Consider the following 16,907-nt stretch of genomic DNA (forward strand, 5'->3'; position numbering starts at 1 on the left):
TATGAACAAAAAACGGATATTTGCTCTAATTGCACTTTTAATTTCACTTGCGTATCTATACAAGAGCATTAACCTTATCGAGCTTGAATTAGCCCTAAAAACTTCATCCCATGAGTACCTTCTTGTGGCTTTTATGCTTTCTGTTTTTACCATTATCTTATCTTCTCTTAGGTGGTATCTGTTCTTAAGAGAGGTTCAGGAAACGAGCTTCAGGAAAACTCTAAGAGCCTTTTTAAGTGGATATTATCTAATGACAATTCTCCCACCAAGTGTGGGGCATATTGCAAAAGTCAAGCTCGTTGGGGGTGATTACTTCAAAGCCCTCTCTTCTCTCCTAATTGGACTGAGCACAGAACTGGTAGTGGTCTTTTTATTTGCCCTCATTTTTATCGGCTTCTTGAAGATTGGAATCCTCGGATTAATCATTATCTTGGTTGCCCTAATCTATGAAAAGGGCATTTACAAAGCTCTTGATTCTTTATTGGGTTTTTGGGAGATTTTTGGATTAAAAGGATTGGTGTCAACCCTTAGGGGTTATTTGGAGAGAATACATAAGGGATGGAGCGGAGCAAAGGAAAACAAGGCGATTTTTCTACTCTCGTTTTTGCTTTCTGTGGTGATAATTCTCCTTCAGGTCTATGGAATCATCGTAGTTGGAAAGGCATTTAATTTGGAAATTTCAATGAAACAGGCTTTATATGGGTTTTTAATGAGCGTGCTCTTTGCTTCGGTTAGCGGTATTCCAGCGGGATTTGGGGCAAACGAGTTTGGACTTGTTCTTGGAATCGGCACCTCAACAAAAGCTACTGTAACGGCTTTTATTTATAAATTCCTCTTTCAGTACGTATACTCAATATTGGGTGCAGTTCTGTTTTATGGAGCATTAGATGAAGGTGGTGGATATGAGGGTAGCACTGGTCAGTGACTGGTATTATCCAAAAATTGGAGGGGTTGCATCCCATATGCACAATTTGGCCATAAAGCTCAGAAAAAGAGGGCATGAAGTAGCGATAGTTACAAACAACAGAACCACCGGAAAAGAAGAGGATCTTGAGAGATATGGAATAGAACTTATAAAAATTCCTGGAATTATAAGCCCCCTTTTGGAGGTAAACTTGACGTATGGGCTAAAGTCCTCAGAAGAGCTCAACGAATTTCTAAAGGACTTTGATGTAATTCACTCTCACCACGCATTTACCCCCCTCGCTTTAAAAGCAGTTAAGGCCGGAAGGGCAATGGGAAAAGCCACTCTGCTCACAACACACAGCATCTCTTTTGCCCATGAATCGAAGCTCTGGGAGGCCTTAGGATTCACAATTCCTCTTTTCACAAGCTATTTAAAGTATCCCCACCGAATAATAGCGGTGAGCAAGGCTGCAAAGGCATTTATAGAGCATTTTACATCTGTTCCAATCTCAATAGTGCCAAATGGAGTTGATGATAAGCGTTTCTTCCCTGCAAAGAATAAAGACGAGATAAAAGCCAAGTTTGGACTTGAGGGTAATGTAGTGCTTTATGTAAGCAGAATGAGCTACCGAAAAGGACCTCATGTGCTTTTGAATGCATTTTCCAAAATAGAAGATGCTACTCTTGTAATGGTCGGTAACGGAGAAATGCTTCCTTTCCTAAAAGCCCAAGCTAAATTCCTTGGAATAGAAGACAGGGTTGTCTTTATGGGATATGTGCCGGATGACGTCCTTCCAGAGGTTTTTAGAATGGCAGATGTATTTGTACTACCATCAGTATCTTCGGAAGCATTTGGCATAGTTGTCCTTGAAGCCATGGCTTCTGGAGTACCAGTTGTAGCTACAGACGTCGGTGGGATACCCGAAGTAGTTAAAGAAAATGAAGCCGGCCTTCTTGTACCTCCAGGAAATGAACTTGAGCTGAGAGAGGCAATCCAGAAGCTTTTGAACGATGAAGAGCTAAGAAAGCAGTATGGAAGCAAGGGAAGAAAGGCTGTTGAGGAAAAGTATTCCTGGGATAAGGTCGTTGTGGAAATAGAAAAGATTTATGAGGAAATTCTCTCAAATATCCAGAGGGGAAATTCATGAGAATGGAGAGGCTGACATGGGAAGAATTTGAAATGGCAAAAGCCAAAGCATCCGCTATTCTTCTTCCCGTGGGCAGTGTTGAGGCTCATGGAAAGCACTTACCTCTAGGTACTGATGTCTTTGCCCCCCTTGAAATTGCAAGGAGAGTTGAAAAAAAGCTGAAGGATAAAGGAATAGAAATCCTGATAGCACCTCCAATCTGGTATGGGCACAGCTTTGTGCTGAACGTTTACCCCGGGACGATAAACGTGAGGGCAGACAGTCTGAGGAGATACGTTAGGGATGTGATGAGTGAGTTCGCAGAGGAGGGCTTTAAAAAGATAATCCTCTTAAATGGGCACGGCGGAAACGTTTATCCACTCATAGAGGCGAGTGAAGAAGTTGCAGATAGTTACGACGTCGGGATTATCCTCATAAACTGGTGGATGGACTTCAGAAAAGAAATACTTGAAATATGTTCTTCCCAAGGGCACGCAGGAGAAGATGAGACCTCAGTAATGCTTGCAATAGCGCCGGAACTCGTCAAAATGAAGAAAGCAAAGGGCGAAAAGAGAAGTGCTCCGGTTAGAGTAATAAGAAGAGATATAGGGCTTGAGCTTTTCCCAGACGGAGTCAATGATAATCCGCAAGGAGCAACAAGAGAAAAGGGAGAAAAGATTTTGGAGGTAGTTAGTGATAAAATAGCAAAAATCCTGGAAGGAATGTTATGAAGGAAGTTTTAAAAGAGATTGATACAAGGATAAAAAGACTTGAAGCGGAAATAGAGCTAGCTGAGAGCAGGTTGGAGTTTCTCGACAAAATAGGAGCGAGCTCCAGATATAAGCTCCTCGAAAAAAGGCAAAGAATTAGCGAAATGTATGTGCTCTTCTTCATGCTCTGGGGGTTTATAGGACTAGTGCTCCTTCTATATCTCAAATATAGGTATGCAGAAATGCTGCCATTTTCACTAACTCCCTATATCCTCTTGATGGTGTTTTTCATCCTCTTACCCGCCGGATACTATGCAATCTCTTCCAGAAAGCCCGAAGAAGAAACCCCAATTGACTATCTCAATAAAAGAGAAAGGATGGCACGCCTGCTTATAAATCGCTTTTACAAGCCTCTAAGAGAGGCCCTTGAAAAAAATGATAACGTCAAGCTAAAAGAGCTGGCAGACAGCATAAGCATGGGAGAACTCGCCAGAGCTGCTGAGGAACTCAACGAGGGCAATCCAAAAGCCATGGCATATGCCCTCTACATCTACCTTGCCAGAGATACCGTAAGCTCCGAAGAGATCCAAGAAGCATTAGCACTCGTAAAGAACAAACCTCTAAAACTGCTGCTCTCGACACTCCTGAAAGAAAGCTCGAGCAAGCAATGAAAGGTTTTTAAACTCAAGGGGAAAAGAAAGAATGACCGATGATGGCAACAGGGTAGCTACCGAATTTGATGTGGAAGCCGTTCCAGTCTGAGGTTATTCACATGGCACTAACAGAACGGGAAGTTTTGAGTCCCTAACCACCCTTTCTGCCGTGCTTCCAAGAAGGAGGTCTTTTAGAACGCTCCTACCCTTCTTGCCCATAACTATGATCGAAGAATCTTTGGCCAGGGCAGTACCTAATATAGAATGCGAGGCTATTCCCGTGAGCACCTCAGTTTTTACCGAAACGCTAAACATCTTCGCAAATTCTGTCAGCTTTGCCTTCGCGTTTTCAATGTTCTTTTCAAGATCTTCTGGCTTTCCATAATCCACTACGTGAATAATAACAGCTTCTTCGATTAGCTCCTCAAACTTCTTTGCCGCATTTACAACTTTTTCAGAACATTCGGAAAAGTCCAAAGCAATCAAGGGCCTCTTGAAAATCTCTTTACAATTTGAGAGACATTTAATTTTCTCCTCTTCCTCGTCCCATTCGTATTTTACAACCAAGACGGGTTTTTTAGTTGCCCTAACAAGGTTTGAGGCAGTGCTACCTAGGAGCATTTGCCTGAGGATGTTTTCACCTTTAGACGGCACAACAATCAAATCCACATTGTTCTCCTGAGCTATTTCAGCTATTTCCAGTGAAGGTATCCCAATTTTCACAATTGGTTCAACATCAATCCCATTTGCCTTTATTTCCTCGGCAAGCTTATTTAGCTCCTCCTCGTCTATTTTCATAAGCTCTATTGCCTCTATATCCGTAGCTGTGATATCAACTATGTGAACTAGATAGAGCTTCTTAGCACCGACTTCAAACAGCTGGGGAATGCACTCTCTAAGGGCGTGCATAGAGACCTCAGAGAAGTCCGTTGGAAAGAGCACCTTTTCAAACATGCGACCACCACATATATATCGTCATGAGGGTATTTAGCTCTTTAGGAAGGAAAACATTATATTTGGGGAGGCATATTTCATGGATGGTGATACTATGAAGAGGGTGCACATTTTTGACTGGCACAAGGAGCATGCAAAGAAAGTTGAAGAGTTTGCAGGCTGGGAAATGCCCATCTGGTACTCGAGCATAAAAGAGGAACACCTTGCCGTTAGGAATGGAGTCGGAGTTTTTGATGTTTCCCATATGGGAGAAATCTTCTTTAGAGGGAAGGATGCGCTCAAGTTCCTTCAATACGTGACCACAAACGACATTTCCAAACCTCCTGCAATAAGCGGAACCTACAGCTTAGTCCTCAACGAAAGGGGAGCGGTGAAAGATGAGACCCTAGTGTTCAACATGGGAAACGACACTTACATGATGGTCTGCGACAGCGATGCCTTTGAAAAGCTCTACGCATGGTTCACCTCAATTAAAGGGGCAATTGAGCAGTATACAAAGCTCGATTTGGAGATAGAGAACAAAACCTATGACATGGCAATGTTCTCGGTTCAAGGACCAAAAGCAAGGGATCTCGCCATGGATCTCTTTGGAATTGACATCAATCAGCTCTGGTGGTTCCAGGCTAAGGAAGTCGAGCTCGATGGGATTAAGATGCTCCTCTCAAGAAGTGGCTACACTGGAGAAAACGGCTTTGAGGTTTACTTTGAGGATGCAAACCCATATCATCCAAACCCAGAGAAGAGAGGAAAGCCAGAGAAAGCCCTATACGTATGGGAGAAGATACTCGAGGCTGGGCAAAAGTACGGCATAAAGCCCGCTGGACTTGGTGCTAGGGATACCCTAAGGCTTGAGGCAGGTTACACCCTCTACGGGAACGAAACAAAGGAGCTCCAGCTTTTGAGCACTGACATCGATGAGGTAACTCCTCTCCAGGCAAACCTTGAGTTTGCAATCTTCTGGGACAAGGAGTTCATAGGTAAGGAGGCACTGCTCAAGCAGAAGGAGAGAGGCCTCCCAAGCAAGATGGTGCACTTCAAGATGGTGGACAAGGGCATTCCAAGGGCAGGGTACAAGGTATACGCAGACGGCAAGGAGATTGGAGAAGTTACAAGCGGAACGCTTTCACCTCTCTTGGGAATCGGCATAGGTATAGCGTTCGTTAAGCCAGAGTATGCAAAGCCCGGATTGGAGATAGAGATCGACATAAGAGGGCAAAAGAAGAAGGCGCTAACCGTTGCTCCACCTTTCTACGACCCCAAGAAGTATGGAGCATTTAGGGAAGAGTGATTTCTATTTCTTTCCTATTATTATTCCCCCCACTATGAGGATTAAGCCAACTATGCTTGTTGGAGCTATTTCTTCTCCCACCAAGAAGTGTATAAAAAGAAGGGACAAAAAGGGAACAAGATAGGCTAAGTTTGACGCAAAGGAGACATCACTTTCAATTGCTTTATACCATAATAGGAACGTCACCCCCATCTCAAAGAGCCCTACATAAACGGCACCCAAGAGAGGCATAGGGGAAGGAATAACGAAGCTCTTAGTAGCTATAATCATTGCCGAGATGTAAATAAATCCAAAGAAGAAGTTCCAGAACATCTTCTCAACTAGAGGTCGCTTGTCTTTAAGGTTCAACGTCCAGTATAATGCCCATATAAAAGCACTTCCCAACCCAAGAAGAACTCCAAGAGGGTCTGAAAATTTTAAGCTAAGCAGATTACCCCTTGTTGCAACTATGGAAGCCCCTAGAAATCCCATTACCAATCCACCAAGAGTTCTAGCTAAAATTCTCTCCTTTAAGAAAAGCACTGAAAAAACCACAAGCACAAGAGGCCACGTGTAGTTTAATGCCTGTGCCTCCTGAGCGGGAAGCCGGGAATACGCAGTAAAGAGAACTATGTAATAAAGAAAGGGATTTACCGCTCCCAAATATACCGAAGGAGCTGCATTTCGCACCGAGAACCTTTTACCATATACAAACGCAAAGAGGAGAAGTGAAGTGAGAGAAGCGTAAAAAAGCAATTGTAATGGAGTAAAATAAGCCAGGGAAAGCTTAAATGCACTCGCAACCGTTGACCACAGCAACACCGATGCTATCGCATATTTTCGACTCATAACCCCCACTATCAATGTGGAAAGAGGAATAAAAATTTTTCTAAAGGATTGCAAAAGCTCTAATGGGACTTCCTGAACCATTTTTGATTTTTAAGGGAACTCCAAAGAAAGTAAACTCTTTTCCAATGAGTTTTTCGAGGTTAGCCAAATTCTCGAAAATAAGAATTTCATTGGAGAGCAGAATTTTATGCACTTCAAAGCCCCCTATGGTTGGATTGTCGATTCCTACGGCCTTAATGCCCTTCTCCACCAGATATCTTGCTCCCTCTTCACTAAGGTAAATGTCTTTTCCTCCAGTGTAGAAGAAGACCATCTCTTCTACCATTTTTATGTCTCCGGGCTCTATGTTTCCCTGTAGGTAAGAAACGTCAATAACTACTCCTCTCCCAATGAACTTTTCCAGCGGCACTTGATCTATTGTCTTTCCGTAAGCAATGAAATGCACCGGAGCATCAACGTGCGTCCCGCTGTGCTCCCCAAGAAAGAGGGCGTTCATATAATAGCCGTCCTTCTCGATAGTAGCCCATCTTTTCACCTCAACCCTTGGGTCGCCCGGATATATGGGAGTCTCTTCGCTGAGTTCAAGGGTTAAATCAACTATCATCTAACCACCTCCAAGTACAATGTTAGGATTTCATCACTTGGCATCTTTATCAGTTCGCAAATGACAAACCCAGCTTTCAGCAGATTCAAAACAATCCAAGAGCCCACAAAATAACCCAAGATGTGAGGCCTTCCACCAATGTTTCCCTTAAAATTGGTTAAGAAATATCTCTTTGAAATTTCCTCATCAAGCTCAACATCCCATAGAGCTAAGATTTCGTTTATTATCTCATCTTTATGTTTCAGAGCATAGTTTATCTGCACTTCATTGTATCCAATGGATTTCCTAAGCTCTTCCAAGCTTAAATCGTCTTTTAAAACCAGAGGAAAGAGTGTTGCAATACCCTCGTGAACCGCAAGCTCTCCAACAGTTAAGCCTTCCACACTCCACTCTCCTAAGTGCTCACTTCTAACGAGATGTGCATATTCATGAGGAACCAGATAATCGAGAGCTTCCAAAGCGCTCGTACCACTCAACCTCCCCAGAGCTTCATACATCTCGAGACCCAAGAATATATAGGGCTTGTTTGCCTTCTTTGCTGTTCCCCCGATGCCGTTCAGCCCAATCAGAAGATAAACATCAAAATCTTCTCTTGGAGGGCAGAGCTCAACACTTCTCTCAAGCAAACTTTCAACTTTTTCAAGTCCACCATCTTTTAAAAACCGCTCGGCTATTTCCAACGAAATTCTAAAATTAACATGTTTTAGAAGTTCTCTGGCTTCTTCCGGCTTGATTCTGTAAATGTTTTCAAATATCGGGTCAAACACATGCTTGAACTTTGAGTAATAACACTCCCAAGTATCTTCTTCAGAGTCAGTTAAGCACTCCCTAAGCTCCCTCACCCCAAGTACAATTCGCATAAGCAACCACCAGTTGCCTCAATAATCACCTTTTTAACTCTTTAACCTTATCCTCAAAAGGTGATTGTATGGACTGCACAAAAGATTATTGCGTAAAGGACATTAAACTTGCACCAGAAGGGGAGAAAAAGATAGACTGGGTTTCAAGGTTTATGCCCGTCCTCCAGCATATAAGAAGGGAATTTGAGAAGGAAAAACCCTTTAAAGGAGTTAGAATTGCTGCAACCCTTCATCTTGAAATGAAAACAGCCTTCTTGCTCTTGACTTTAAAAGCCGCAGGAGCAGAGGTCTCAGCAGCGGCAAGCAATCCATTGAGCACACAAGACGATGTTGTTGCAGCTTTGGCAAAGAATGGGGTAAAGGTCTACGCCATAAGAGGAGAAAGCAGGGAAGAGTACTACGAGTTCATGCACAGAGCATTAGACATAAGGCCAAACATCATCATAGACGACGGAGCGGACATGGTTTCAACGGTCTTAAAGGAGAGACAAGAGCTAATCCCCGAAATATGGGGTGCTAGTGAGGAAACGACCACTGGTGTGATAAGGTTAAGGGCTATGGAAAAGGACGGAGTGCTCAAATTCCCGATTATAGCAGTTAATGATTCATATACAAAATACCTCTTTGATAACCGCTATGGAACGGGCCAATCAACATGGGACGGAATAATAAGGAGCACAAACCTCCTTGTTGCAGGTAAAAACGTCGTGGTTGTCGGCTACGGGTGGTGCGGAAGAGGAATTGCGATGCGTGCAAGGGGACTGGGAGCGACGGTCATAGTAGTCGAGGTAGATCCTATTAGGGCATTAGAGGCAAGAATGGACGGGTATTTGGTTATGCCAATGAAGGAAGCGGCTAAAGTTGGAGACATCTTTGTCACTTCTACCGGAAACATAAACTGCATCCGCAGGGAGCACTTTGAAGTTATGAAGGACGGGGCAATCATGGCAAACGCCGGTCACTTTGACGTGGAAATCTCAAAGCCCGATTTAGAGAGCTTGGCAGTAGAGATTAGCCATCCAAGGCCAAACATTACTGAGTACAAACTCAAAGATGGAAGAAGGTTATATCTCCTAGCAGAAGGTAGACTTGTTAATCTAGCAGCTGCTGATGGGCATCCAGCAGAGATTATGGACATGAGCTTTGCTTTGCAGGCGAAGGCAGCGGAGTACATTAAGAACAACCGTGGAAAGCTTGAACCTAAGGTCTATGTCCTTCCAAGAGAAATCGACGAAATGGTCGCAAGGATTAAGCTAAAGGCCATGGGTATTGGGATTGAAGAGCTAACCGAAGAACAGAAGAAGTACTTGGAAAGCTGGGAGCATGGGACTTAACTCCACTATTTTGTTGCCTCTGGTTCCCATTTTCTCTATAGAAGTTGTTGCTTAAAAAGAAACCGAGGTTTGGAGATGAAAAAATTTGAACTAATCCCAATTGGCCAAGTTCATAAAGACGGCGAGACTTTCCTCGAAATCTACCCAGAGTTCGCTGAGGCTCTTGAAGGCCTTAACGAAGGTGATTGGATAAAGCTGATCTTATGGTTCCACAAGAGCGACACCCCGGAGAAGAGAAAAACATTGAAAGTCCATCCTAGTGGAGATCCAAAAAACCCGCTAAGAGGAGTTTTTGCAACTCGCTCGCCAGTTAGACCAAATCCCATTGCCATTTACACCGTGAAGATTGTTAAGATACAGGGGACGAGAATCTTTATCACTGAGATAGACGCCTTTGATGGTACTCCTATAGTGGACATAAAGCCCTTCGTGAAAGAGCTTGACTGTCCGAAAGGGATTTAAGTTTCTTTTGTTATCTCTCTTTTTGGGTGTTCAGTTTGATATACAAGGCAAAGTTCGGAACCCCCGAAAAAGGGTGAGTAGTCCTAGTTCACGGCCTTGGAGAGCACAGTGGAAGATATGGCAAACTCATAAAAATGTTAACTGAGGAGGGCTTCGCCGTCTATACCTTTGACTGGCCTGGCCATGGAAGAAGTGGCGGGAAAAGAGGCCATGCGAGCATAGAGGAGGTAATGGAGATAATTGATTCCATAATTGAAGAACTAGGCGAAAAGCCCTTCCTCTTCGGTCACAGCCTTGGCGGATTAACCGTGATAAGATACGCCGAGACAAGACCCGACAGGATAAGTGGAGTTATATCCTCCTCCCCTGCTCTCGCTAAAAGTCCGAAAACACCAAGCTTCATGGTCGCCCTCGCCAAAGTTCTCGGAAAAATAACTCCCAGTCTGACGCTTTCCAATGGTCTTGACCCGAAGCTCCTCTCTAGAAATCCCGAAGCAGTTAAACGCTACGTCGAAGATCCCCTAGTCCACGACAGGATTTCAGCAAAGCTTGGTATGAGTATCTTTGACAACATGGAGCGTGCACACAAAGAGGCCCACAAAATAATGGTGCCTGTACTTTTGCTTGTTGGCACGGGGGATGTAATAACCCCTCCAGATGGAGCAAGAAAGCTCTTTACAGAGCTTAAAGTGGAGGACAAAACACTGAAAGAGTTCAAAGGAGCTTACCACGAGATTTTTGAAGACCCCGAATGGAGCGAGGAATTCCACAGGACAATAGTGGAGTGGCTTATTGCTCATTCTTCCACTAAAAAAAAATCGGACTTAAAAACGAGGTAGACTCTGCTTCGGCTGTAGAGAGTACCCAATGAAAAGTTAAAAGATGATGTAAATGAAAAAACTCGTCTTAGAGAGCTACGAAACAAAAATTTTTGTAAGAGTATTTCTGGGGTTCTTAACGCTCTTTATACTTATTATAGCCTCGGTGCTTTTCTCACTCATAAGAGGTGGAACCTTAAAGAAGAGCTTCTTTGGAATGATAGCATATCTGCTATTCGCCCTCATCTTGATCAGCTTACTGGTTTTCTCTTTAAAGAAACTTAAAGAGGAAGCTAAAAAAGCCAATTTGCTGGCAGCGAATACTATGTTCGAGAAAAATCGCATAGTTTTTCCCCACGAGCTTGAGTTCGAGTACGGAAGAATTGAGTTTTCCACGTATCTCAATAGAGAACATCCAAGAAAAAGGTTTAAGGTTCTAGAAAAGATAAAAACCTTAGTATTTGAATTTCCCGATGAGGAGTTCAAGCTTGTAGGTGATTATGACAGAGGCTTTGCAAGTTTCCCAGCAATTAAAATACTGACAAAGCCCTATGAAAGAGCGGTAATTCTCTTTATGACAAATAAAGGGGTAATAGCTGGCAAAAGCATTCTCACGCCCAAAATATTGGAAGAAACTCTGAATGTCGAGATAGAAGCACAAGGAAAGGAGATAGTAGGGAGATTCTATAATCTCACAACCGGGAGACGAAAAGTAGATGTTGTTATAAGTGCTCCTGAAAGCCCTGAAGTTGCTGTGAAAATAGCTGATTCCTCTGTTCAAGAGTTTAGATACTCTCTGCTTCCAGAGGAAAGAATCGTAATATTCAGCACGTATGAAAGTTTGAGCATAGCCAATTTGTTGAAATGCCTAAACCTATCAAGAATTGCCCTTGGACATGGAGAGTTTTTGTTAACCTTTAAGCTATCAAAACCCAAAGCAAGAGAGTTGCTCACATACAAACTTAAAGTCGAACTTAAAGAAAAAGGCTGGGGAGTGTAATGCTAATCGACACATTTTCATCTTTCCTCAAACATTGGGACGGCAGTATAGATAGTTGGATAGAGTACATCAAACAGTATCCAGAGCTTTTTGAGAAGATTAGATGGGACTATGAAAGATACAAAATGGACTGGCGGGAATTTTTAGGAGTTCTTTCAAAAAGAAGTGTTGATGAGCTCAAACTCGCTCACAGAGCTCTCTTAAATGCCCTTCCCAAAGTTGAACGGAAGATTAGAGAGTACTTTGAGGTCAAGGATTACAACATTGTTATTTACGTTGGCCTCGAAAACGGGGCTGGCTGGGTAACAGAATTTATGAGAAAGCCCTCAATTCTCTTCGGCTTAGAGGCAATAGCCGAGCTTAATTGGTATGATAAGCTTGAAGGATTAATCGCCCACGAGTTCGGTCACTTAGTTCACTGGCTTTTAAGGGGGGAGAATATAGAGAAACTTGAAGACGAGCAAATATTCTGGCTTTATACAGAGGGGTTCGCCCAGCGAATTGAGGATTTAATAATCGGAAGGCCTTGGCACTTTGAGGAGGATGGATGGTTCGAATGGTGTGAAGAGAACGAAGCCCTCCTCAAGCAGGAGTTTCTAAGGAGAATTAAAGAGAAAGAGCCTCTAAATCCATTTTTCGGCTCGTGGTATGTACTCTTTGGGAAGCAGTTCCTGGGCTACTATCTGGGTTATAGATTCATCTGTTGGCTTGAAAGGGAGTATTCTCTTGAAGAAATTGCAAAGCTTGAAAAAGAAGAGATTAAAAACAAAATCCTAGAGTTTCTACGCTAAATGTTCTCCCTTAAGTCAATGATGTGCTCCAACTCTGGCCCGGTCTTTATAAGGCCCACTGGCACCCCAACTTTTTCCTCTATTTCCGAAATGAAGTCTTTTGCCCTCTTTGGAAGCTTGTCAAAATCAGTCACTCCAAAGGCTTCCTTATCGTACTTGTCGAGCATGGTCACTGCTAAAATTGTCGCACCGTTAATCCTTGCAGAGTACCTTGCGAATTCAAAGTCAAACCATCCTACTCTTCTTCTCCTTCCGGTAACTGTGCCGTACTCGACCAATCCCAGTCTATCAGCCTCTTCTTCACTCATCTCCGTTGGGAACGGCCCTGCCCCAACTCTAGTTGGAAAGCTCTTGAAAACCACTATGACATCATCAACCCTTGTAGGGCCTATTCCAACGTCGCTTGCTATAGCTGATGCGGAGGTGTCTTTTGACGTAACATAGGGATAAGTGCCGAAATAGAGGCTTAAGCCAAACCCCTGCGTTCCCTCCACCAAAACGAGCTTTCCATCGTCGAGGGCATCGTTAACTTCAGCTGCAACGTCTGTTAGGTAGGGCTCAAGTTCCTTGATGTCCTTTACCTGCCTAGCCTTCCTTAATGCTCTGTCTGCATTCGCTGGACCACAGCCAGAGCCGGTAGTTCCTATCTTTCCATGGAGATAGCCGTTTGTTCTATCAAGTTCCTTATGCTTTGGCTCTATTACAGTACAGCGATAATCGATGCCCACTCTATCTTTAACATTGAAATCTTTCAGGTGCTCAAGTTCATGGAGGAAAACCTCTGGATCAACCAAAACTCCAGCCCCAACCAAAAGCCTTGCATCTTCGTTCATAAAACCCGTGGGAAGCTGTCTTACTGCATACTTCTTTCCATTTATAAAAACGCTGTGCCCTGCGTTTGTTCCTACTCCGCCCCTTGCTATGACCTCTGGTTTGTCATGCGTCGCAAGATAAGCGATTATTGATCCTTTCCCTTCATCTCCCCATTGACCACCAACAACAATGTAGCTTGGCATGGCTCCTTACCCATAGTTAAGAGAATGACACCTTTAAAACAGTTTCGATTAAGCGATGAGATAAAAATTGACACAAAAATGTCAAATTTGGGTTGTGGTGAGTTCCTCCCTCACGCTATATGAAAAATAACTTCTTCCTTCATTACTTCCCTTACTGTTCTTGCGCCATAAAAATACCGAAGCGGCTAAAATTAAAAGAGCAAGCATCAAGGCAACCTTTCTCATATGCTATCACCCTGAACATAAAACCCAACTTCTGTATAGTTGCCGCTCTCAATGCCATAGCTCCGCGGATAAGCTGTGAAATCCTTTGCCAATTTTCTTGTACAATACCTATCCACTCCAGCTATTACAGCTATCAGGTTCCTCTCGTTCCAAGGGTTCTTTACAATTTCCATAACTCCTAAGGGGTAAGCCTGGAAGGTTCCGCTCACTTCTCTAAGCTCTCTATAAACTTCGTTCTCAATAGCAAATCCTACAAAACTCTCAAAGCCCGTTGCATTTTTCGCTAAAACCCACGTGCCGTTAAAAACGAATTTTATAGGAAGAGCTGTCAAGTTCTTAACCAACCCGTTGGCAGCAGGCCCTCCAACGAATATGAGATTCGTCCTCAAGTCCTCTTCACTAAGCTCGTTTTCCGCTTTTACTATAATTTTCGGCTTGCCATTATAGAGCTTCCATGTGTCGTCCTTCTCAATAAGCTCCTTAAGCATGAAAGCGGTTTCTTTATCGTATTCTATTCCAGTTGGGTCTGGATTTTTTGCTCCGTAAACGATTATAATTTTTCCCTCTTCATAACCTCTATCAAAAAGCCATAAGCCACTCAAAGGCACTCGTTTTTTGAAATATTCACTAACATTTTCCGGAGTTGCCCAGCTTTTCATGTGCTCGATTAATATCGGAATGTAATCCTCAAAGGTTTCATTTGAGTCTTTAGAGCCCTCAAAATTTCTAAATTCCCTTACCAAATCATCAACCAAATAAAATCCAAGCACATGATCCCGCAAAATGAAGTATCTGGGAAGATCATGAACAACGTTAGGCTTAAGAGACATTAGAACGTAGTTTGTAAGCGCTTCAACAAGGTTCTCGGAGATGTACAGGTAGTTTGTATCAAAGTGTGGATCGTAGGTTGTATAAGCCAGCTCACTTCTCACCTGACGGAGGTAATAATCTAACTCTGAAAACTCAGCGAGATACTCTGAAATAAGGGGATTGATAAAGGAGTGAGAATACTCATGAGTGGCGATATAAAGGTAAAAGATTTCAGCATATTGCTCGGGCATAAAACCCACATAACCAAAGTAATAAGCAGTGTCTCCAACAGCCTTGCTCCCGGGATGGACTCTTAGAGAATACGAAAGAGCTATATGAAAGGTTTTGTACTGCTTTCCAAAGAGTTCTCCAAACTTTTGGAAAATATCCTGCGTGAGGGCTTCCCTTGCTGGTTTTAAAGCTTCTTCGTATTCTTTCTCATGTTTTTTGTAGAATTCCATGAAGTTACTTTCCTTGGCAAAATTTATCAAAGATCTGTAGAACTCGCTCAAAGTGAAATCGTTCTCGCTCATGTTGCCGAGAGAGGGTTTTGAAACTAGAGAAGCTGCGAATTCATTTATCGAGTAGTCCCTTCTATAGTGAGGTAAATCCTGTGGGATAGCTCCTCTAACCGAATAAACGGCTGGATGATCTTTATAGGGAGCAAAATAATCCAAAACATCGTTGATATAGCTTTGAGGGGCGATTATAAAGGGATCACTTCCATTAAACGCGAGGATATATACAACAGCGAAAAGCTCAAGGTTCGGGTTCACCTCTATAATAACCTTTGGCTCTTCTGCGGCCGTTGGTGTAGTGGCGATAAGAACGAGAAGGCATAAAATTAGTGAAGCCTTTTTCATGCCACCACCATTTGTTTTTGTCATGAAAAGTTAAAAAAGATTTGCTTTTATAGGTTGTTAATTCGGGAATAGTCTTTTGACAAGGAAAATTAAAGGAAGTTCCATACTTAGATTTTAAAAGACACTGCGAGAGTATAACTTAATATACCATAAGCTTCATAAAGAATCCAAGATGATTGCCGCTGTGCTCGCCGGAGGAAAAGCAAAGCGTTTTGGAGAAGAGAAGCTACTCTACAAAGTTAGTGGGAAGCCCCTGATACTCCACGCCATAGAGAGCGTTCTTGAAGCGGAAGGGATAGACGAAGCTGTAATAATAACTTCAAGGGAGAAAAAAGAAGTCTTTGAAAAGCTTGGCTTTAAGGTTATCGTTGACAAACTTGAAATCGGCCCAGCTGGCGGTGTTTACACCGCTCTAAAAAAACTGAGCGACGTTTTTGTAGTGGCGGGAGACATGCCCTCAATAAAACCCGAATTCGTTGACTACATCATAGAGAAGTTCTACAAGCTTAAGCCTCTTGTCTGCGTCCCAAAATGGAAAAACGGCTATCTTGAGCCCCTCCATGCCGCATATTCAAAAAACTTCCTGAAAATACTGGAGGAGCAGATAACCAAAGGCAGATATATGCTTAACGAGGCAATAAGGCTCTCCAATCCTTGCTACATAGAAATAGAGCCCCTTCCCAACGAATGGCGCGAGAGCTTCTTTAACGTAAACACCAAAAGCGATTTAAGGAAGAGTAGAGGCTCTTCGAGAGTATAATAACGCTGTCAAGCACTTTGGGCTTGAATTCTCCCACAAATTCTTTTCCAACTATCGTGCGGAGCTTTTTGAAGCCAAGCTCCTTTGCTCTAGCAAGCAAAAGGGGAAAATCCTCTCCTTTGCCCCACAAGTAGCCCGTAACAACAGAGCTACCATAATAGACCTCCTCGAGAACATAATAAGACCTCCCCAGCCTTCCGCTCTCGAAATAAACCCTATCATCTATCCCCGCTATTTTATCTTTGAATGCCACGAACCAGTGGTGGTAGGAACTTTGGAACTTTCCCGCGACCATTTCTAGACCCTTAACCTCTTTCCATGAGAATTCAAACACCTCCGGCTCTACCCCAATGCTGGGAAAAGACTTAAGGTCAAACTCCACAAAGCTTGCACTGTAAAAGACATCCTTTATGCCGAGCTTTTCATAGAACCCGATTGCCGATTTTTCTGGGGTTACTGTAACCAGCTCACAGCCTTTCTCGCAAGCCAACTCTTCGACAAATCCAACAATAGCTCTGCCCACACCTTTGCCTCTGAAGCTTTTATGCACCTCAAGCACATCTATATGGGCAATTTTTCTAATTTTGCTCCCTATGAGCTCTTCACTGATTAAGGCTTCCCCGTTCCCTACTATATTGCCATTTTTCTCCGCAACTACAGGAAACTGCCCCTCTAAAAGGAGGTTGTTCATGTGGATTGCACAGGTTTCAATGCTCATCCAAGGGCCGCCGTGGAGATAACGCTCCTCAATGCTGAGTTCTTCGTAACTCGCTTCTTTACCTTCGCTTTTCTTTATCCACCTCTCAACTCCGGAGCAGTGAACATCAACTATGCCTTTGCAGTCATCAAGCGTTGCAATCCTAACTTTCATAAAAACCACCAAAAAAAAGAGAGAAAA

General features: G+C 43.1%; 18 protein-coding genes and 1 pseudogene. 11 read left to right on the forward strand and 8 right to left on the reverse strand.

Annotated features, from left to right (window positions below; all coding sequences use genetic code 11):
* The first annotated feature begins 1 nt into the window (after position 1).
* Genes NF859_RS05470 through NF859_RS05485 form a run of 4 tightly spaced genes read left to right on the forward strand, consistent with a single transcriptional unit; the run spans position 2 to position 3,414 of the window.
* Positions 2 to 925, forward strand: coding sequence for a lysylphosphatidylglycerol synthase transmembrane domain-containing protein (locus NF859_RS05470; protein WP_252743357.1), 924 nt, complete (start codon positions 2 to 4; stop codon positions 923 to 925).
* Positions 903 to 2,054: a glycosyltransferase family 4 protein gene (locus NF859_RS05475; RefSeq protein WP_252743358.1), complete on the forward strand. Its 1,152-nt coding sequence runs from the start codon at positions 903 to 905 to the stop codon at positions 2,052 to 2,054. The genes NF859_RS05470 and NF859_RS05475 overlap by 23 nt, the downstream gene beginning before the upstream one ends.
* The gene (locus tag NF859_RS05480; protein WP_252743359.1) at positions 2,051 to 2,764 is read left to right on the forward strand and encodes a creatininase family protein; all 714 of its coding nucleotides are present in this window, start codon (positions 2,051 to 2,053) and stop codon (positions 2,762 to 2,764) included. The genes NF859_RS05475 and NF859_RS05480 overlap by 4 nt, the downstream gene beginning before the upstream one ends.
* Positions 2,761 to 3,414 carry a hypothetical protein gene (locus NF859_RS05485; RefSeq protein WP_252743360.1) on the forward strand — a complete coding sequence of 218 codons (654 nt, stop codon included), beginning with the start codon at positions 2,761 to 2,763 and terminating at the stop codon, positions 3,412 to 3,414. The genes NF859_RS05480 and NF859_RS05485 overlap by 4 nt, the downstream gene beginning before the upstream one ends.
* 93 nt (positions 3,415 to 3,507) lie before the next feature.
* On the opposite strand, the gene NF859_RS05490 is transcribed toward NF859_RS05485, so the two are convergent.
* Positions 3,508 to 4,350, reverse strand: coding sequence for a universal stress protein (locus NF859_RS05490; protein WP_252743361.1), 843 nt, complete (start codon positions 4,348 to 4,350; stop codon positions 3,508 to 3,510).
* Between the two features lie 94 nt (positions 4,351 to 4,444).
* Between NF859_RS05490 and gcvT the strand changes: the two genes are divergently transcribed.
* Positions 4,445 to 5,638 carry a glycine cleavage system aminomethyltransferase GcvT gene (gene gcvT, locus NF859_RS05495; RefSeq protein ID WP_252743362.1) on the forward strand — a complete coding sequence of 398 codons (1,194 nt, stop codon included), beginning with the start codon at positions 4,445 to 4,447 and terminating at the stop codon, positions 5,636 to 5,638.
* A 3-nt stretch (positions 5,639 to 5,641) separates the two neighbouring features.
* Here gcvT and NF859_RS05500 read toward each other — a convergent pair whose 3' ends face one another.
* From NF859_RS05500 to NF859_RS05510, 3 genes are read right to left on the reverse strand one after another with little or no spacing between them, the layout of a single operon-like run.
* On the reverse strand, positions 5,642 to 6,466 hold the full coding sequence (locus NF859_RS05500) for a DMT family transporter (RefSeq protein ID WP_252743363.1): 825 nt from the start codon (positions 6,464 to 6,466) through the stop codon (positions 5,642 to 5,644).
* A 40-nt stretch (positions 6,467 to 6,506) separates the two neighbouring features.
* A complete protein-coding gene (locus NF859_RS05505; RefSeq protein WP_252743364.1) occupies positions 6,507 to 7,070 on the reverse strand; it encodes a cyclase family protein in 564 nt (187 codons plus the stop codon).
* Positions 7,067 to 7,930: a DUF2268 domain-containing putative Zn-dependent protease gene (locus NF859_RS05510; protein ID WP_252743365.1), complete on the reverse strand. Its 864-nt coding sequence runs from the start codon at positions 7,928 to 7,930 to the stop codon at positions 7,067 to 7,069. Before NF859_RS05510 ends, NF859_RS05505 begins: the two co-directional genes overlap by 4 nt.
* A gap of 68 nt (positions 7,931 to 7,998) precedes the next feature.
* Here NF859_RS05510 and NF859_RS05515 point away from each other — a divergent pair, with 68 nt between their 5' ends.
* From NF859_RS05515 to NF859_RS05535, 5 genes and pseudogenes are all read left to right on the forward strand, one after another.
* Positions 7,999 to 9,264: an adenosylhomocysteinase gene (locus NF859_RS05515; protein ID WP_252743366.1), complete on the forward strand. Its 1,266-nt coding sequence runs from the start codon at positions 7,999 to 8,001 to the stop codon at positions 9,262 to 9,264.
* A gap of 75 nt (positions 9,265 to 9,339) precedes the next feature.
* The gene (tsaA, locus tag NF859_RS05520; RefSeq protein WP_252743367.1) at positions 9,340 to 9,726 is read left to right on the forward strand and encodes a tRNA (N6-threonylcarbamoyladenosine(37)-N6)-methyltransferase TrmO; all 387 of its coding nucleotides are present in this window, start codon (positions 9,340 to 9,342) and stop codon (positions 9,724 to 9,726) included.
* 35 nt (positions 9,727 to 9,761) lie between these two features.
* A pseudogene (locus NF859_RS05525) lies at positions 9,762 to 10,565 on the forward strand (alpha/beta hydrolase).
* 52 nt (positions 10,566 to 10,617) lie between these two features.
* Positions 10,618 to 11,544 carry a hypothetical protein gene (locus tag NF859_RS05530; RefSeq protein ID WP_252743368.1) on the forward strand — a complete coding sequence of 309 codons (927 nt, stop codon included), beginning with the start codon at positions 10,618 to 10,620 and terminating at the stop codon, positions 11,542 to 11,544.
* Entirely contained in the window at positions 11,544 to 12,335 is a 792-nt protein-coding gene (locus NF859_RS05535) for a DUF2268 domain-containing putative Zn-dependent protease (RefSeq protein ID WP_252743369.1), read from the forward strand. Before NF859_RS05530 ends, NF859_RS05535 begins: the two co-directional genes overlap by 1 nt.
* Here the strand turns inward: NF859_RS05535 and NF859_RS05540 are convergent.
* From NF859_RS05540 to NF859_RS05550, 3 genes are all read right to left on the reverse strand, one after another.
* Positions 12,332 to 13,351 (reverse strand): adenylosuccinate synthetase, encoded by a 1,020-nt coding sequence (locus tag NF859_RS05540; protein ID WP_252743370.1) that lies wholly within the window; start codon positions 13,349 to 13,351, stop codon positions 12,332 to 12,334. The two genes, NF859_RS05535 and NF859_RS05540, sit on opposite strands and share 4 nt — an antisense overlap.
* 81 nt (positions 13,352 to 13,432) lie before the next feature.
* Positions 13,433 to 13,576: a hypothetical protein gene (locus NF859_RS05545; protein WP_252743371.1), complete on the reverse strand. Its 144-nt coding sequence runs from the start codon at positions 13,574 to 13,576 to the stop codon at positions 13,433 to 13,435.
* The gene (locus NF859_RS05550; protein ID WP_252743372.1) at positions 13,573 to 15,249 is read right to left on the reverse strand and encodes a DUF4932 domain-containing protein; all 1,677 of its coding nucleotides are present in this window, start codon (positions 15,247 to 15,249) and stop codon (positions 13,573 to 13,575) included. Before NF859_RS05550 ends, NF859_RS05545 begins: the two co-directional genes overlap by 4 nt.
* A 172-nt stretch (positions 15,250 to 15,421) precedes the next feature.
* Here NF859_RS05550 and mobA point away from each other — a divergent pair, with 172 nt between their 5' ends.
* Entirely contained in the window at positions 15,422 to 16,009 is a 588-nt protein-coding gene (mobA, locus tag NF859_RS05555) for a molybdenum cofactor guanylyltransferase MobA (protein WP_252743373.1), read from the forward strand.
* Here the strand turns inward: mobA and NF859_RS05560 are convergent.
* On the reverse strand, positions 15,954 to 16,880 hold the full coding sequence (locus tag NF859_RS05560) for a GNAT family N-acetyltransferase (RefSeq protein ID WP_252743374.1): 927 nt from the start codon (positions 16,878 to 16,880) through the stop codon (positions 15,954 to 15,956). The genes mobA and NF859_RS05560 overlap by 56 nt on opposite strands.
* Positions 16,881 to 16,907 lie beyond the last annotated feature (27 nt).

The organism is Thermococcus alcaliphilus (assembly GCF_024054535.1).
Classification (GTDB): Archaea; Methanobacteriota_B; Thermococci; order Thermococcales; family Thermococcaceae; genus Thermococcus_A; species Thermococcus_A alcaliphilus.

Coding starts and splice junctions, on each gene's coding strand:
- mobA (WP_252743373.1), top strand. CDS start 15,422: ATGATTGCCGCTGTGCTCGCCGGAGGAAAAGCAAAGCGTTTTGGAGAA.
- NF859_RS05540 (WP_252743370.1), bottom strand. CDS start 13,351: ATGCCAAGCTACATTGTTGTTGGTGGTCAATGGGGAGATGAAGGGAAA.
- NF859_RS05480 (WP_252743359.1), top strand. CDS start 2,051: ATGAGAATGGAGAGGCTGACATGGGAAGAATTTGAAATGGCAAAAGCC.
- tsaA (WP_252743367.1), top strand. CDS start 9,340: ATGAAAAAATTTGAACTAATCCCAATTGGCCAAGTTCATAAAGACGGC.
- NF859_RS05560 (WP_252743374.1), bottom strand. CDS start 16,880: ATGAAAGTTAGGATTGCAACGCTTGATGACTGCAAAGGCATAGTTGAT.
- gcvT (WP_252743362.1), top strand. CDS start 4,445: ATGAAGAGGGTGCACATTTTTGACTGGCACAAGGAGCATGCAAAGAAA.
- NF859_RS05530 (WP_252743368.1), top strand. CDS start 10,618: ATGAAAAAACTCGTCTTAGAGAGCTACGAAACAAAAATTTTTGTAAGA.
- NF859_RS05515 (WP_252743366.1), top strand. CDS start 7,999: ATGGACTGCACAAAAGATTATTGCGTAAAGGACATTAAACTTGCACCA.
- NF859_RS05545 (WP_252743371.1), bottom strand. CDS start 13,576: ATGAGAAAGGTTGCCTTGATGCTTGCTCTTTTAATTTTAGCCGCTTCG.
- NF859_RS05505 (WP_252743364.1), bottom strand. CDS start 7,070: ATGATAGTTGATTTAACCCTTGAACTCAGCGAAGAGACTCCCATATAT.
- NF859_RS05535 (WP_252743369.1), top strand. CDS start 11,544: ATGCTAATCGACACATTTTCATCTTTCCTCAAACATTGGGACGGCAGT.
- NF859_RS05510 (WP_252743365.1), bottom strand. CDS start 7,930: ATGCGAATTGTACTTGGGGTGAGGGAGCTTAGGGAGTGCTTAACTGAC.
- NF859_RS05475 (WP_252743358.1), top strand. CDS start 903: ATGAGGGTAGCACTGGTCAGTGACTGGTATTATCCAAAAATTGGAGGG.
- NF859_RS05485 (WP_252743360.1), top strand. CDS start 2,761: ATGAAGGAAGTTTTAAAAGAGATTGATACAAGGATAAAAAGACTTGAA.
- NF859_RS05470 (WP_252743357.1), top strand. CDS start 2: ATGAACAAAAAACGGATATTTGCTCTAATTGCACTTTTAATTTCACTT.
- NF859_RS05500 (WP_252743363.1), bottom strand. CDS start 6,466: ATGAGTCGAAAATATGCGATAGCATCGGTGTTGCTGTGGTCAACGGTT.
- NF859_RS05550 (WP_252743372.1), bottom strand. CDS start 15,249: ATGAAAAAGGCTTCACTAATTTTATGCCTTCTCGTTCTTATCGCCACT.
- NF859_RS05490 (WP_252743361.1), bottom strand. CDS start 4,350: ATGTTTGAAAAGGTGCTCTTTCCAACGGACTTCTCTGAGGTCTCTATG.